12 protein-coding genes are annotated in these 14,364 nt (G+C 51.3%); 5 read left to right on the forward strand and 7 right to left on the reverse strand.

Annotated features, from left to right (window positions below; genetic code table 11):
* Positions 1 to 359: 359 nt before the first annotated feature.
* The 3 genes from BZG25_RS15225 to glyQ form a co-directional block, all read right to left on the reverse strand.
* The gene (locus BZG25_RS15225; protein WP_077579398.1) at positions 360 to 1,613 is read right to left on the reverse strand and encodes a valine--pyruvate transaminase; all 1,254 of its coding nucleotides are present in this window, start codon (positions 1,611 to 1,613) and stop codon (positions 360 to 362) included.
* Between the two features lie 376 nt (positions 1,614 to 1,989).
* Positions 1,990 to 4,059, reverse strand: a complete 2,070-nt coding sequence (glyS, locus tag BZG25_RS15230) for a glycine--tRNA ligase subunit beta (RefSeq protein ID WP_077579399.1) — start codon at positions 4,057 to 4,059, stop codon at positions 1,990 to 1,992.
* Between the two features lie 9 nt (positions 4,060 to 4,068).
* Positions 4,069 to 4,980, reverse strand: a complete 912-nt coding sequence (glyQ, locus tag BZG25_RS15235; protein WP_046074837.1) for a glycine--tRNA ligase subunit alpha — start codon at positions 4,978 to 4,980, stop codon at positions 4,069 to 4,071.
* Positions 4,981 to 5,354: 374 nt separating this feature from the next.
* On the opposite strand from glyQ, the gene BZG25_RS15240 reads away from it, so the two are divergent.
* On the forward strand, positions 5,355 to 5,915 hold the full coding sequence (locus BZG25_RS15240) for a TMEM165/GDT1 family protein (protein ID WP_046074836.1): 561 nt from the start codon (positions 5,355 to 5,357) through the stop codon (positions 5,913 to 5,915).
* 33 nt (positions 5,916 to 5,948) lie between these two features.
* Here the strand turns inward: BZG25_RS15240 and tusA are convergent, their stop codons facing one another.
* A complete protein-coding gene (tusA, locus tag BZG25_RS15245; RefSeq protein WP_046074835.1) occupies positions 5,949 to 6,197 on the reverse strand; it encodes a sulfurtransferase TusA in 249 nt (82 codons plus the stop codon).
* Between the two features lie 121 nt (positions 6,198 to 6,318).
* Between tusA and BZG25_RS15950 the strand changes: the two genes are divergently transcribed.
* Positions 6,319 to 6,522: a hypothetical protein gene (locus tag BZG25_RS15950; protein WP_077607307.1), complete on the forward strand. Its 204-nt coding sequence runs from the start codon at positions 6,319 to 6,321 to the stop codon at positions 6,520 to 6,522.
* A 130-nt stretch (positions 6,523 to 6,652) separates the two neighbouring features.
* Here the strand turns inward: BZG25_RS15950 and BZG25_RS15250 are convergent, their stop codons facing one another.
* From BZG25_RS15250 to fadB, 3 genes are all read right to left on the reverse strand, one after another.
* Positions 6,653 to 7,645, reverse strand: coding sequence for an MDR family oxidoreductase (locus BZG25_RS15250; RefSeq protein WP_077579400.1), 993 nt, complete (start codon positions 7,643 to 7,645; stop codon positions 6,653 to 6,655).
* Positions 7,646 to 7,804: 159 nt separating this feature from the next.
* Positions 7,805 to 8,968, reverse strand: coding sequence for an acetyl-CoA C-acyltransferase FadA (gene fadA, locus BZG25_RS15255; protein ID WP_046074832.1), 1,164 nt, complete (start codon positions 8,966 to 8,968; stop codon positions 7,805 to 7,807).
* Positions 8,969 to 8,984: 16 nt separating this feature from the next.
* Positions 8,985 to 11,165: a fatty acid oxidation complex subunit alpha FadB gene (gene fadB, locus BZG25_RS15260; RefSeq protein WP_046074831.1), complete on the reverse strand. Its 2,181-nt coding sequence runs from the start codon at positions 11,163 to 11,165 to the stop codon at positions 8,985 to 8,987.
* A 216-nt stretch (positions 11,166 to 11,381) separates the two neighbouring features.
* On the opposite strand from fadB, the gene BZG25_RS15265 reads away from it, so the two are divergent.
* The 3 genes from BZG25_RS15265 to hemG all read left to right on the forward strand — a co-directional run bounded on the left by BZG25_RS15265 (position 11,382) and on the right by hemG (position 14,112).
* Entirely contained in the window at positions 11,382 to 12,020 is a 639-nt protein-coding gene (locus BZG25_RS15265; protein WP_046074893.1) for a YigZ family protein, read from the forward strand.
* A 67-nt stretch (positions 12,021 to 12,087) separates the two neighbouring features.
* The gene (locus BZG25_RS15270) at positions 12,088 to 13,545 is read left to right on the forward strand and encodes a TrkH family potassium uptake protein (RefSeq protein ID WP_046074830.1); all 1,458 of its coding nucleotides are present in this window, start codon (positions 12,088 to 12,090) and stop codon (positions 13,543 to 13,545) included.
* Between the two features lie 21 nt (positions 13,546 to 13,566).
* Positions 13,567 to 14,112 carry a menaquinone-dependent protoporphyrinogen IX dehydrogenase gene (hemG, locus tag BZG25_RS15275; RefSeq protein ID WP_077579401.1) on the forward strand — a complete coding sequence of 182 codons (546 nt, stop codon included), beginning with the start codon at positions 13,567 to 13,569 and terminating at the stop codon, positions 14,110 to 14,112.
* The last annotated feature ends 252 nt before the right edge of the window (positions 14,113 to 14,364 follow it).

Here is a 14,364-nt window from a genome sequence, read left to right on the forward strand (position 1 = left end):
GCCAAGCCAAGCCAAGCCAAGCCAAGCCAAGCCAAGCCAAGCCAAGCCAAGCCAAGCCAAGCCAAGCCAAGCCAAGCCAAGCCAAGCCAAACCAAATGATTGTTCACACTGCGCCGTATTACCCCTTTTGGAAATATGGGGTGCAGAATGGTTCGATAGTTAGATCAAGCGACCGGTGATTAAGGCTTAAGCTGACGAAAGGAGAAAGTAGTCCGTCAGCAGAAGAAGGTAGGTTAGGAAGGTAGGTTAGATAGAGGCCAATTAGGAAAATGTTATGGCGCATTTTCTCGTTGCCAGAGGTCTAATGAAAGGTTTCACGTGGAACATGTATGTATCTGTGTTCCACGTGAAACCAAAACTTATCCTTCGTCGTAGGCGCGCGCGACTTCTTCAGCAATCACTTTTATACCTTGTTGCATAGCATCATCCTCTTGGACATAGTTCATGCGTATGCATTGCTTAGCATGATCCCAGCCTTCGTGATCGACACCAATAAAGAAATACTCTCCGGGGACAACCAGTACACCGCGGGCTTTTAAGCGTTTATATAACTCTTGGGTAGAGATTGGGAGCTCGTTAAACCAGAGCCACAGGAAGATAGCTCCTTCTGGCTTATGAACACGAACTCGCTCATCATTAATGGTCTCAAGCACCATCTTTAATGTGCGCTGTGACTTTTGCTGGTAGAAAGGACGAACGACGTCTTTGCTTAAGCGTAAAAGATCACCGCGTTCTATCATTGCTAGTGCCATTGCTGGCCCCACACTGTTTGGCGACAGGCTGACGATACCATTGATGTTGGACATCGCATTGATCACCGTTTCATTGGCAATCACAATCCCGCAACGCACACCAGGCAAACCTAGCTTACTGAGGCTCGAGCAGAGTATGGTGTTGTCATTCCAGAACGGTGCAACGTCTTCAAAAATAATATCCGGGAAGGGCGTGCCATAAGCGTTATCGATGATCAGAGGAATATTGTTGTCGCGTGCGAGTTGGTCCAGTTGTTGGATTTCGCTATCGGTTAGCACATTCCCGGTCGGGTTAGTCGGGCGGGAAGCACAGATGGCGCCAATGCTTTCATCAATCGTTAGGCGGCTAAAGTCGACGTGGTATTTGAATTGGCGGTTATCCAATAATTCAATGTCAGGTTGGTAGCTAACAAAGATATCGTCGTTGATACCGGCGTCACCATAGCCGATATACTCGGGGGCGAGGGGCAACAAGATTTTTTTGTGGCTGCCATCGGCGTAGCGTCCCGCTAATAGGTTAAACAGATAAAAGAATGCACTTTGGCTGCCATTGGTCAGCATGATGTTTTTGCTTGACAGCTGCCAGCCATAAGTCTTATTCAGCAGCTCGGCGAGGGCATTGAGTAATGCCGATTTTCCTTGTGGACCATCGTAGTTTGCCATGGCGTGAACGAGACTACCGTCGTCGAGCATTGATTGGCTTAGCGTCTTAAAGTAGTCGAGCATTTCCGGGATCGCCGCGGGGTTGCCGCCCCCCAACATAATGGCGTCTGGATTACGTAAGCCGTCATTAAGATCGTCCATTAATTGTGTGATGCCCGAGTGATTGGCGAACTTCTCGCCAAAGTGAGTGACTTCCATGATTACTGCCTTTAAATATCTGTATCGATGTTGTGGTTAAGCTGCAATCAACATACAACAATCTATTGTGTAAAAGAAAGCATGGTAAGTTTGTTATCGTCTCGTCATTAAAGGGTATGGTTGACGGGGTTGTTACGTTATCGGTACACACTAGGGCGAAAGTCGCTTAGAGGGGTAGAAATCCAAGTGTTCCACGTGAAACCAACTCGGCTTGGCTCGACAAACAGGGTGATTAGCGTCATTAAATTGGGTAGCCAACGAGGCTGAGAGCTGGTAGCAAGGTAGATGAGAATTGGTAGCGAAGAGGGGCGTCCGCGTATCAACACCCAAAAAAAGCCCCGCGTCATAGCGGGGCTGAATCGTGTGTTGCTGATAATTACTTCTGTAGAACAGAAATATCTGCCACGTTGAGGAACTGCTCACGGATAAGGTGAAGCATCGCCAAACGGTTGGCTTTCAGTGCAGGATCATCTGCCATAACCATCACGTTATCAAAGAAGGTATCAACCGGTGTACGCAATTGCGCCAGCTCCGTCAACGCGCCTTGATAATCGCTGTCAGCAAATAAAGGTTTAACCGCAGCGACTTTCTCAGCGACCACGTCCGCCAATGCTTTTTCAGCGTCTTCTTGTAGCAAGCTAGTATCGACGCTGCTAGGGAGCTCGCCGTCATACTTGGCCAAGATATTGCCTACACGCTTGTTGGCCGCGGCAAGTGCTTCGGCTTCTTCAAGACTGCGGAAGTGCGACACCGCTTTAACGCGGCTGTCAAAATCAGCAGGCTTGGTTGGACGACGTGCCAACACGGCTTGGATGATATCAACGCTATAGCCCATATCTTGGTACCAAGCGCGGAAACGACCTAGCATAAAGTCGAGGACATCCGCCTCTACCTCTTTGTGAGTCAGACGGTCATCGTACTGAGCTTTGGCATCACGGATGAGGTCGACAAGCTCAAGCTGATAGCCGTTCTCGACGATAATACGTAGAACGCCTAACGCGGCCCGACGCAGGGCGAAGGGGTCGCTCCCTTTCGGTGCTTGACCAATACCAAAGATGCCCACGATGGTATCCATTTTGTCAGCCATCGCGAGTGCTGAAGAGACCGGCGTGGTAGGTAGCTTATCACCGGCAAAGCGCGGCCAGTATTGCTCATTCAGTGCCAGCGCTACGGCTTCGGGCTCGCCATCATGACGCGCATAGTGCATGCCCATCACGCCTTGGGTTTCGGTGAACTCAAACACCATCGAGGTCATGAGATCGCACTTAGCCAGTTGGCCCGCGCGCTCAGTGTGTGACTTGTCGGCGCCGATACGCTCTGCAATCTGTCCTGCGAGTGCAGTAATGCGATCGGTTTTATCTTTGATGGTACCTAATTGCTTTTGGAATACCGCGCTATCAAGCTCTGGCAGGCGATCAATCAATGGGCGCTTGCGGTCAGTATCAAAGAAGAACTCCGCATCCGCGAGGCGAGGACGCACGACTTTTTCATTCCCTGAGATAACCTGCGCCGGATCTTTCGATTCAATGTTCGACACGAAGATGAACTTGGGCAGTAGCTCGCCGTTAGCGTCATAAACCGGGAAGTACTTTTGGTCGCCTTTCATGGTGTACACCAGCGCTTCTGATGGCACCTTAAGGAACTTGTCCTCGAAAGAGGCCGTCAGTACCACTGGCCATTCTACCAGTGAGGTGACTTCTTCAACCAAGTCTTCATCAAGCTCAGCAATCCCGCCAACTGCGTCAGCCGCTGCTTTGGCATCTTTAATAATCAACGCCTTACGCTTTTCATAATCGGCCATGACTTTACCTTCACGCTCAAGACGCTCTGGGTATTGGTCAGCATGATCCAGCGTTAGGCTCGATACACCCATAAAGCGGTGACCTCGAATCACGCGATCAGACGCCACGCCTAGGATAGTGCCTTCAATCAAGGTGTCCCCATACAGCATCACCAAGGTTTTCACTGGGCGGATAAACTGGGTGTCTTTGTCACCCCAGCGCATGGGTTTAGGAATAGGCAGCTTGCCTAGGGCGTTATCGGCCAGTACCGGCAATAAGGTGTCGATGGCTTGACCGGGTACGTGTTGACGATACAGCAACCATTCACCTTTATCGGTTTTTAGGCGCTCGGCCTCGCTCACGTCAATCCCGTTACCGCGCGCCCAACCCATGGCCGCTTTGGTGGGGTTGCCATCTGCGTCAAAGGCGGCACTGACCGCAGGACCGCGCTTCTCAACCACTTTATCTGGCTGGCGATCGCTCAACGCCGCCACTTTAAGTGCTAAGCGACGTGGGGAGGCGTACCAAGTAATGCCTTGGTGGCTCAGATCAGCGTCTTTCAATTGTGCGTCGAATTGGCTGGCAAAAGCTTCAGCCAAGGTGCGCAAGGCTGTGGGTGGTAGCTCTTCAGTGCCGAGCTCAATCAGGAAATTTTGCGTTGCCATGATGCTCCCTTATTTGGTGTGTCGGCACATCGGGAAGCCCAGCGCTTCGCGAGATGCGTAGTAGGCTTCGGCGACACGTTTAGTCAGTGTGCGAATGCGCAGAATATAGCGTTGACGTTCAGTCACTGAGATGGCTTTACGCGCATCCAGCAGGTTGAACGCATGACCGGCTTTTAGGATCTGTTCGTAAGCAGGCAAAGGGAGCGGCTGCTCGAGATCCAGAAGCTTGGTACTTTCGGCTTCGCACTGATCAAAGTAGCGGAACAGAAAATCAACATCAGCGTGTTCAAAGTTATAGGTCGATTGCTCCACTTCGTTTTGGTGGAAAATATCGCCGTAGGTGACTTTGCCAAATGGGCCATCGGTCCAAACCAGATCATACACAGAATCGACTTCTTGAATGTACATCGCCAGACGTTCGATACCGTAGGTAATCTCACCGGTGACCGGTTTACATTCCAATCCGCCGACTTGCTGGAAGTAGGTAAACTGGGTGATCTCCATCCCGTTCAGCCAGACTTCCCAGCCGAGGCCCCAAGCGCCAAGCGTTGGGTTTTCCCAGTTATCTTCCACAAAGCGAATGTCGTGGACTTCTGGGTCAATTCCCAGCACTCGCAGCGAGCCTAAATACAGCTCTTGAATGTTATCGGGTGACGGCTTCAGGATGGTTTGAAACTGGTAGTAGTGCTGCAGACGGTTCGGGTTCTCGCCATAACGCCCATCGGTAGGACGACGAGAAGGTTGAACGTAAGCCGCTGCAATGGGCTCTGGACCAAGTGCACGCAAGCATGTCATTGGGTGGGAGGTACCTGCACCCACTTCCATGTCTAGCGGCTGAACAATGGTACAGCCTTGCTGGGCCCAATAATCCTGCAGCGCGAGGATCATACCCTGAAAGGTTTTGATATCGAATTTATGCATTGTCAGGTTCGCGCGAGTTGATGAATGGAGAAAATAGCTGGCAATTATAACTCGCAGCGCGCTCAAGCAGTAGGGGGCTGGCGGATTTTTGTGCGCCTTTGAGGCGCTTATTTTCTCCGTGCAGGGGCAAGAGGAATAGAAGTTGCCAAGCGATTGTTCAAATCGTACACTAGCGCCGTCTTGGGGAGTAGTCGACCACTGCACAGTCAGTGGGGCAATCATCAACATAGTTGAAGCAAAATCTTCATGGTGATTGCAAGCCTGCCATTAGGTGCTCTGGGCTTGACGAGACCAACGACAATCGCACGAACCGGGGTGGGGCGTGTGTTGTCGTGGTTGAATCATAATAAGCCCTGCCCCAGATGAGCAATGTCATGAGCGTTCTTGCCATTTCTATCTCTACCGTCACCTTGGCGGAAATCGGGGATAAAACCCAACTACTATCGCTGGCGTTAGCGACACGTTTTCGTAAACCTGCGGTGATTATCAGTGCCATTTTATTGGCGACGTTAGTCAATCACGCCATTGCTGCTTGGCTCGGCGTGGTTGCGGCCGATATTCTGACCGATACCGTATTGCATATTATTTTGATCATCAGTTTTGGCGTGATGGCGGTATGGATGCTGATCCCGGATAAGCTTGAGGATGAAGGTATTCAGGGCAAAAGCGCGTTTTGGGCGAGCTTCAGTGCGTTCTTTGTCGCAGAAATTGGCGATAAAACCCAGCTCGCCACGACCGCATTGGGCGCACAGTTTAATGAAGCGTTGTGGGTGGTAGTGATTGGATCAACCATTGGTATGTTGCTAGCCAATGTCCCTGTGGTGCTGGCGGGTGATAAAATTCAGCGCCATGTCCCGCTTGCTGTCGTGCGGGTGCTCGCGGCGGCGATGTTTGCCGCATTGGCTGTGCTCGATACTTGGTATCTACTGAGCTAACGCAGGACAATGATGAATGAGTAAGGGTTGGCGTTATGCCAGCCCTTTTTTGATCAAAAACTGAAACGGCACGCTCTCTGTTTGGGCTGCGATAAGGGTGTGATCCATAAAACGACAAAAGCTGGGAATATCACGCGTGGTTGAGGGATCATCGGCGGTAATCAGCAAGGTTTGTCCCTCGTCCATATGACGGATACGTTTACGTACCATCATTACAGGCTCCGGGCAGCGCAGGCCTAAGGCATCAAGTTGAAGATCGGCGTGGTCAAAAGCGAGTGTCATTATTTTTACCTCAAAAAGTGTCGACCTGATCATACTTATGGCGACAAATTATTCAAACAGGGTTGCGCTTGTAAATGAGTTGTGTAAATTATTTAACAAGTCGTTAACGAAAGGCGGGATCATGAGAAAAGCACAAACGAGCACATTGAGCTTGGCTTATGGACACCGTATCGCTGCTTACACAGGGCTTAGCGGACTCGCTTTTTGGGGATTAACGCACAGTCATGAGCACACTCTCTTGGCAACACTAGCAATCTGCGCCGCAGCCTTGGGGTTATTGGTAGAAGCCTTATCGACCTCAACGCCACGCTCGCAGCCTGACTAGGCTAACTCACTCAACAGCTACACTCACTCCCAGTTTTCTTGGGCTTCCCCGCTCTTCGAGCGGGATTTTTTTTGTCTGCACGTCGCCAATAAAGGCCAACCCGTAATAAAGATTGGCCTTTTTGCGCGGATTAGTCTTGGTGAGCGATCTCGATAACGACGCGGCCTTTCACCTCGCCCTGAATAATTTTATCCGCATACTCTGGGGTTTGCGCCAGTGCGATGGTGTGGCACGCCTGTTCAAAGTAACTGGCGGGCAATAGCTTGGTCAGTGACTGCCACGCAGCTTGACGTTGCGCTTTCGGGCAAGAGACTGAATCGACACCTTGCAATCGCACATTGCGCAAAATAAACGGCATCACAGTGGCGGGTAAATCGAAACCGCCGGCAAGGCCGCATGCGGCAACTGTGCCACCGTACTGGATTTGTGAAAGGACATTGGCGAGCATTTGACTGCCCACGGTATCAATTGCGCCTGCCCACTGTTGCTTGTCCAGCGGGCGACCTGGTGCGCTAAAGGACTCACGCGGTTGCACTTCGTCAGCGCCTAGTTGCTTAAGCCACGCTTGGTTGGCTTCAAGTCGGCCTGTGACGGCACTGACGCGATAGCCCAACGCATGCAATAAGGTGACCGCGACAGAGCCAACGCCGCCACTGGCACCGGTGACTAACACTGGGCCATCTTCAGGTTTGACGCCACCATCGATTAAGGCTTGCACACATAACATCGCGGTAAACCCCGCGGTGCCTACCATCATTGCTTGTTGCGCAGTGAGCCCCTCAGGAAGGGGAACGAGCCAGTCGCCATTAACACGCGCTTTCTCTGCCATGCCTCCCCAGTGTGCTTCACCGACGCCCCAACCAGTGAGCACCACTTTATCTCCGGGTTGATAGTCGGGGTGTTGGCTATCGGCAACTGTGCCGGCAAAGTCGATCCCTGGCACCATGGGGAATTGGCGAACAATCTTACCTTTGCCGGTAATGGCTAAGCCGTCTTTATAATTGAGGGAGCTGAAATCAACATTGACGGTGACATTGCCTTCTGGAAGAAGGTCATCATCGAGTGAGGTGATTTTGGCGAGGGTTTGCTTTTCGTGTTGTTCAAGGACAAGCGCGTTAAACATGGCATTCTCCCGGTTGAAGTCAGTGAGTGGCCATACTAGGCCAGATGATGTTACCACCACATGCGTTACATCAATCACTATGCGATTGCGTGCGGGATGACGCAAGCCAAAAAAAGAGCGGACGTAGCCGCTCTTTATTGATGAAAGTGCGCATTGTGGTTAGACGCGTTCGAACACTGTCGCAATCCCCTGACCGAGACCAATGCACATGGTCGCTAAGCCTAAGGTAGCATCTTGGCGCTCCATTTGATGTAGTAAGGTGGTCGAGATGCGTGCGCCGGAACAGCCTAGCGGGTGACCCAGTGCAATTGCACCACCGTTGAGGTTAACTTTGTCATCCACTTTATCCATCAGGCCAAGATCTTTGACACAAGGCAGAGACTGGGCGGCAAATGCCTCATTCAGTTCGACCAAGTCAATGTCATCGATGCTTAGGCCCGCACGTTTGAGCGCTTTTTTGGTCGCTGGGACCGGACCATATCCCATAATGGATGGGTCACAGCCGGCGACGCCCATGGCACGGATACGTGCACGGATAGGCAGCCCCAAGGCTTTGGCCTTTTCTTCACTCATCACCAACATTGCAGAGGCACCATCCGATAGTGCCGACGACGAGCCAGCGGTTACTGTGCCATTGGCAGGGTCAAAGGCGGGGCGTAAACCAGCGAGGCTCTCTACGGTGGTTTCTGGACGAATCACTTCATCGTCTTCCACCAAAGTGAGTAAGCCATCGGCATCATGGCCCTCAATAGGCGCAATCTCATCTCTAAAACGGCCTTCCACGGTGGCGGCATGCGCACGGGCATGAGAACGAGCGGCAAACTGGTCTTGCATTTCACGACTGATGCCATGCATGCGACCGAGCATTTCTGCGGTAAGTCCCATCATGCCAGCGGCTTTAGCGACTGACTTAGATAAGCCAGGGTGGAAGTCGACACCATGGTTCATTGGCACGTGGCCCATGTGTTCGACACCACCAATCAAGAAGGTGTCGCCATCACCGACCATGATTGCGCGAGCCGCATCGTGCAGTGCCTGCATCGACGAGCCACACAGGCGGTTGACCGTGGTGGCACCCACGCTATGTGGAATGCCAGCAAGGAGCGCCGCATTACGGGCAATGTTGAAACCTTGCTCGAGCGTTTGTTGTACACAGCCCCAGTAGATGTCTTCAATACTGGTGCTGTCTACCCCAGGGTTACGTACCAATAGAGACTTCATTAGGTGCGCGGATAGATCTTCAGCACGAACGTGGCGAAACACACCGCCTTTCGAACGGCCCATGGGGGTACGGATACAGTCAACGATCACTACATTGTTCATTGTTCTCTCCTTAAACTTAGGCTGATTGCGGTGCGTTGACCGGTGTGACATCAAAGTAAGCCTGTTTATCGCTGGCACGACGTTTCATATCCGTAGGAACATGATACAAAGCGCCGAGCTCAGAGAATTTGTCAGCCATGGCGACGTAGTTATCAACACCCAAAGTATCGACATAACGGAAGGCACCGCCTCGGAATGGCGGGAAGCCGATACCGTAAACCAAAGCAATGTCTGCTTCTGCCGGAGAGGCAATGATGTTTTCTTCCAAACAGCGGGCGACTTCGTTGATCATCGGCACCATCATGCGAGCGATAATATCCTCGTCACTGATCTCTGCTTGACCCCCTTCAATTACGGGTGCGAGCAAAGCAGGGACGGCTTCATCGGCTTCTTTTTTCGGCTTGCCTTTTTTGTCTGTGGTGTAGCGGTAGAAGCCTTTGCCATTCTTCTGACCAAAGCGCTCGGCCTCAAACATCACATCAATGGCATCGCGGCCAGACTTACTCATGCGGTCTGGGAAGCCTTCTGCCATCACTGCCTGCGCATGATGTGCGGTATCAATACCGACCACGTCAAGCAGATACGCCGGACCCATCGGCCAGCCAAATTGTTTTTCCATGATTTTATCAATGCGCTGGAAGTCCACCCCGTCACGAAGTAGCAAGCTAAAGGCATGGAAGTAGGGGAACAATACACGGTTGACGAAAAAGCCGGGGCAGTCGTTGACGACCACGGGCGACTTACCCATCTTGGCGGCGTAAGCCACCACGCGTGCGATGGTTTCATCAGAGGTTTTCTCGCCACGAATCACTTCCACTAATGGCATGCGATGAACCGGGTTAAAGAAGTGCATGCCACAGAAGTTTTCTGGACGGGCCAATGACTTCGCCAGTGTATTGATAGGAATGGTAGAGGTGTTGGACGCAATGACCGTGTCGTCACTGACTAGCGCTTCGACTTCTTTGAGGACGCTGGTTTTCACTTTCGGGTTCTCGACCACGGCCTCGACGATCACGTCACTTTGCTCAATGCCCGCATAGTGAAGACTTGGGGTGATTGACGACAATACTTGGCCCATTTTAAAACCATCGACACGACCACGCTCTAGCTGCTTATTCAGCAGCTTGGTTGCTTCTTTCATACCGAGGTCGAGTGAGGCTTGGGCGATGTCTTTCATCATCACCGGCACGCCTTTCAGTGCCGATTGATAGGCAATGCCGCCGCCCATGATGCCTGCGCCTAATACCGCACCACGTTGTGTATCTTTACCTTGTTTGGCAGCTTTTTTCGCGTTGCCTTTGATGACCTGGTCATTGAGGAAAATGCCCACCAAGGCTTGTGCGACATCGGTTTTGGCTAGCTTGACGAAATAGCGGTTTTCAACCTCAAGTGCCTCATCGCGTGTCATCCCTGCGGCTTCTTCAATGGCCGTCACTGCCGTCATTGGAGCCGGATAATGTTTCCCTGCAACTTGTGCCACCATGCCTTTGGCCATGGTAAAGCTCATCGCTGCCTCGGTGCGGTTAAGCTTCAGTGGTTGTTTTTTCTGTTGGCGACGGCTTTGCCAGTCAATTTTTTCGTCGATCGCTTGGCCTAGCATTCGAATCGCCGCGTCACGCAGGTGCGCGTTATCGACAACGGCATCCACTACGCCTTCTTTTAATGCCGCGGACGCGCGTTTTTCTTTCCCAGCAGTGATGATTTCCATCGCGGTATCGGCGCCGATAAGTCGAGGCAAGCGCACGGTACCACCGAAGCCGGGCATAATACCGAGCTTGGTTTCAGGAAGACCGATACGCGCGTCCTGACCTGCTACACGTAAATCGGTCGCGAGTATGCACTCACAGCCACCGCCGAGTGCATGGCCATTGACGGCACTAAGGGTGGGATAGGGTAAATCTTCTAAACGATTGAAAATGGCATTGGCGCGAGATACCCAATCAGACAGTTCTTGGTCGGGTTTGGCAAACAATCCGAGAAATTCGGTAATGTCTGCGCCGACAATAAAGGCTGATTTAGCAGAGGTCAGCAGCAGTCCTTTAATATCATCGCGACCCGACAAGGCATCGAGGGCTTGGTCTAAGCTTTCTAGCGTTGCCAGATCCAATTTGTTGACAGAACCTTGGCTGTCTAGGGTCAGTTCTGCAATGCCGTTATCCAAAGCACGAACTGATAGGTTATCTCCTTGGTAGATCATGGTTGTTCTCCACGTTGGCAGTACCATCCTGGTTGAATAGTGTTCTGGTTAGACCAGATGCGACCTAGTGTGGATCATTGTTATAAGAAATGACAACCAAAAGTTAAACAAATGTTTAAAATATGTGGTGTGGGTTGTTTTTACTGTGGTCGAGTCCCTGTCGTGCTTGAGGGAATATGATACAGTGCATCGCTGAGACATAAAGGTTGTACCATGATGCCTATCACCCCATACGCAGTGCCTGCTGACACCGTGAGGCACGAGCTTGAAATCAAAAAAAGCCGGTTTATTACGTATCTTGCTCATACGCCCGGAGAACAAGAGGCAAAGCAATTTATTCAATCGTTGCGAGAAGCGTATCCTGATGCACGGCATCACTGCTGGGCATTTGTCGCAGGCCGGCCTGAATCTTCCGTGCAATGGGGGTGTGGCGATGATGGTGAGCCAGCGGGAACGGCAGGCAAGCCGATGCTTGCGCAGTTATCTGGTGCGAACGTCGGTGAGATTTGTGCCGTGGTAGTACGCTATTTTGGCGGGATTAAACTGGGTACTGGGGGCTTGGTCAAAGCGTATGGCAGTAGTGTGCAGCAAGCCCTGGGCCTTTTGACCACGCGAGAAGTGGCAGTGACAGTCCCTTACACGATAAGCTGTGAATATGCTCACATTGATACGATAGAATCGCTACTCAAGCAGTACGATGGCGTTCAGCTCGATGCAGAATTCAGCCATAATGTGCGATTGAGTGTGCGTATCGATGCGCGCTATATCGATGTGTTTCTTGAAGCACTTAAAAATCAAACCCGCGGACAAGCAAGCGCGCACCCGTTAGAACATAAGACAACGTCAGGCACTTAGCCTGCTTTACGTGTAACGACGAGACGGTAGAAAGTCGCTACCGCCGATAAGAGGGCCACGTCAGGCTATGCAATTTCGTTCCATTACCCGCATTGTCGGACTCCTGCTGGCCCTGTTCAGCATCACCATGTTAGCGCCTGCATTGGTTGCGTTTATCTATCGTGATGGTGCGGGCTATCCTTTTGTTTTGACGTTTTTTCTACTACTCGCGGGTGGCGGGTTACTTTGGTTCCCCAATCGAAATTATCGGCATGAACTCAAAGCACGTGATGGCTTTTTGATTGTTGTATTATTCTGGACGGTGATCGGCAGTGCAGGGGCAGTTCCGTTGATGCTGTCTGAACAGCCCGATCTTTCCGTGAGCGAGGCGTTTTTTGAGTCCTTTTCTGGTTTAACCACGACGGGCGCAACCGTCATTGTGGGGCTAGATGAGTTACCTAAAGCGATTTTGTTCTATCGGCAGTTGCTACAGTGGTTTGGTGGTATGGGGATCATTGTCCTGGCGGTGGCCATCTTACCGGTACTCGGCATCGGGGGGATGCAGCTTTATCGCGCCGAGATCCCTGGCCCCGTGAAAGATACCAAGATGACACCTCGGATCGCTGAGACTGCCAAGGTGCTCTGGTACATTTATCTGACTTTAACCGTAAGTTGTGCCTTGGCCTACTGGCTGGCGGGCATGTCTGCCTTTGATGCCATTGGGCACAGCTTTTCGACCGTTGCCATCGGCGGGTTCTCAACCCATGATGCCAGCATTGGTCACTTTGATAGCACTGCGGTTAATCTCATCACTGTGGTGTTTCTGTTGATCTCTGCGTGTAACTTTTCTCTCCATTTCGCCGCCTTTGCCAATAATGGGCTCAATCTAAAGTTTTACTTGCGTGATCCAGAATTTCGCGCGTTTTTGGTGATTCAGTTCCTACTATGGCTGGTGGTGTTTACCATGCTGAGCGGGCATCAGGTTTATGAGAGCGCCACAGAAACCTTCACCCAGGCGCTATTTCAGTCGGTATCAATATCAACCACCGCGGGGTATACCACCACAACCTTTGCCCATTGGCCGTTGTTCCTCCCCGTTTTACTCTTGTTCTCGTCATTTATTGGTGGGTGTGCAGGCTCGACCGGTGGCGGGATGAAGGTCATTCGTATCTTGCTGTTGTCACTCCAAGGAACGCGAGAATTGAAACGCTTGGTGCACCCTCGCGCGGTATACACCATCAAAGTGGGTAATAAGGCGCTACGGCAGCAAGTGGTTGATGCCGTATGGGGGTTCTTCTCCGCCTACGCGCTGGTATTTGTCATTTGTATGTTGGCCTTGATAGCCACTGGCATTGAAGAGCTAACGGCGTTTTCAGCCGTTGCAGCGACCCTCAATAACCTAGGCCCAGGGCTAGGCGAAGTGGCTGCTCACTTTGGCGATATTAATGACACGGCGAAGTGGGTATTGATCCTTGCCATGCTATTCGGTCGTTTAGAAATATTCACATTATTGGTTTTATTTACTCCCACATTCTGGCGGAGCTAGCCGTATGGGGAAGGAGAGGACATGAGCGAGCAAAGCAACGCAACGCAAAAAGTCTTACTGCTACATTCCAGCCGAGAAGGGCAGACCAAGAAAATCCTGCATTTTATCGAGCAACAGCTGGGGGTTTCGGCGCAGTGTGAGGTGAAAGATATTCATCAGCGGCCAGACATTGATCTCAGCCAATACGATCGGATACTGATTGGTGCGTCTATTCGCTATGGCCATTTTAATAAAAAGCTATATCAATTCATTGATGCGCATGCAGATCAGCTTAAAACCGTGAAAGCAGCATTTTTTAGTGTCAATCTCACCGCGCGTAAACCGGGGAAAGATACGCCAGAAACCAGCGCTTATAGCCGTAAGTTTATCGAAAAGTCACCCTGGACCCCCGAACTGCATGGTGTCTTTGCCGGCGCACTCTACTATCCACGTTATAAATGGTTTGATCGAGTGATGATTCGCTTCATCATGCATATCACGGGTGGGGAGACGGATACGACCAAAGAGGTTGAATACACGGATTGGCGAAAAGTGGCGGAATTTAGCGAGCAATTTGCCCGCTTTTAGGCCATAACGCTGATTGTTTGACCGAACGGCGACTTTTTCTAAAAAAAGTCGCTTTTTAGTCTTGCGAAGGTGAGTGGTTTCTCTATAATGCGCCTCCATCGACACGGCACGCAGGGCAAGCGTTCAGCGGCCATGTCGGGGCAAAAAATCAAATAAAAATAAACGCTTGACGTGAGTTTTTAAAAGATTAAGATGGCCGGCCTACTTAACGCCAAGCGTTAGGGGAGTCAAAAAGAGGTTTTATTTCACCCG

Origin of the sequence: Salinivibrio sp. ML198 (assembly GCF_001996015.1) — a bacterium.
In the GTDB taxonomy this organism is placed as follows: domain Bacteria; phylum Pseudomonadota; class Gammaproteobacteria; order Enterobacterales; family Vibrionaceae; genus Salinivibrio; species Salinivibrio siamensis.

Bases quoted from the DNA above. Each gene is read 5' to 3' on its own strand.
- BZG25_RS15225 (WP_077579398.1), bottom strand. From the start codon at position 1,613: ATGGAAGTCACTCACTTTGGCGAGAAGTTCGCCAATCACTCGGGCATC.
- glyS (WP_077579399.1), bottom strand. From the start codon at position 4,059: ATGGCAACGCAAAATTTCCTGATTGAGCTCGGCACTGAAGAGCTACCA.
- glyQ (WP_046074837.1), bottom strand. From the start codon at position 4,980: ATGCATAAATTCGATATCAAAACCTTTCAGGGTATGATCCTCGCGCTG.
- BZG25_RS15240 (WP_046074836.1), top strand. From the start codon at position 5,355: ATGAGCGTTCTTGCCATTTCTATCTCTACCGTCACCTTGGCGGAAATC.
- tusA (WP_046074835.1), bottom strand. From the start codon at position 6,197: ATGACACTCGCTTTTGACCACGCCGATCTTCAACTTGATGCCTTAGGC.
- BZG25_RS15950 (WP_077607307.1), top strand. From the start codon at position 6,319: ATGAGAAAAGCACAAACGAGCACATTGAGCTTGGCTTATGGACACCGT.
- BZG25_RS15250 (WP_077579400.1), bottom strand. From the start codon at position 7,645: ATGTTTAACGCGCTTGTCCTTGAACAACACGAAAAGCAAACCCTCGCC.
- fadA (WP_046074832.1), bottom strand. From the start codon at position 8,968: ATGAACAATGTAGTGATCGTTGACTGTATCCGTACCCCCATGGGCCGT.
- fadB (WP_046074831.1), bottom strand. From the start codon at position 11,165: ATGATCTACCAAGGAGATAACCTATCAGTTCGTGCTTTGGATAACGGC.
- BZG25_RS15265 (WP_046074893.1), top strand. From the start codon at position 11,382: ATGCCTATCACCCCATACGCAGTGCCTGCTGACACCGTGAGGCACGAG.
- BZG25_RS15270 (WP_046074830.1), top strand. From the start codon at position 12,088: ATGCAATTTCGTTCCATTACCCGCATTGTCGGACTCCTGCTGGCCCTG.
- hemG (WP_077579401.1), top strand. From the start codon at position 13,567: ATGAGCGAGCAAAGCAACGCAACGCAAAAAGTCTTACTGCTACATTCC.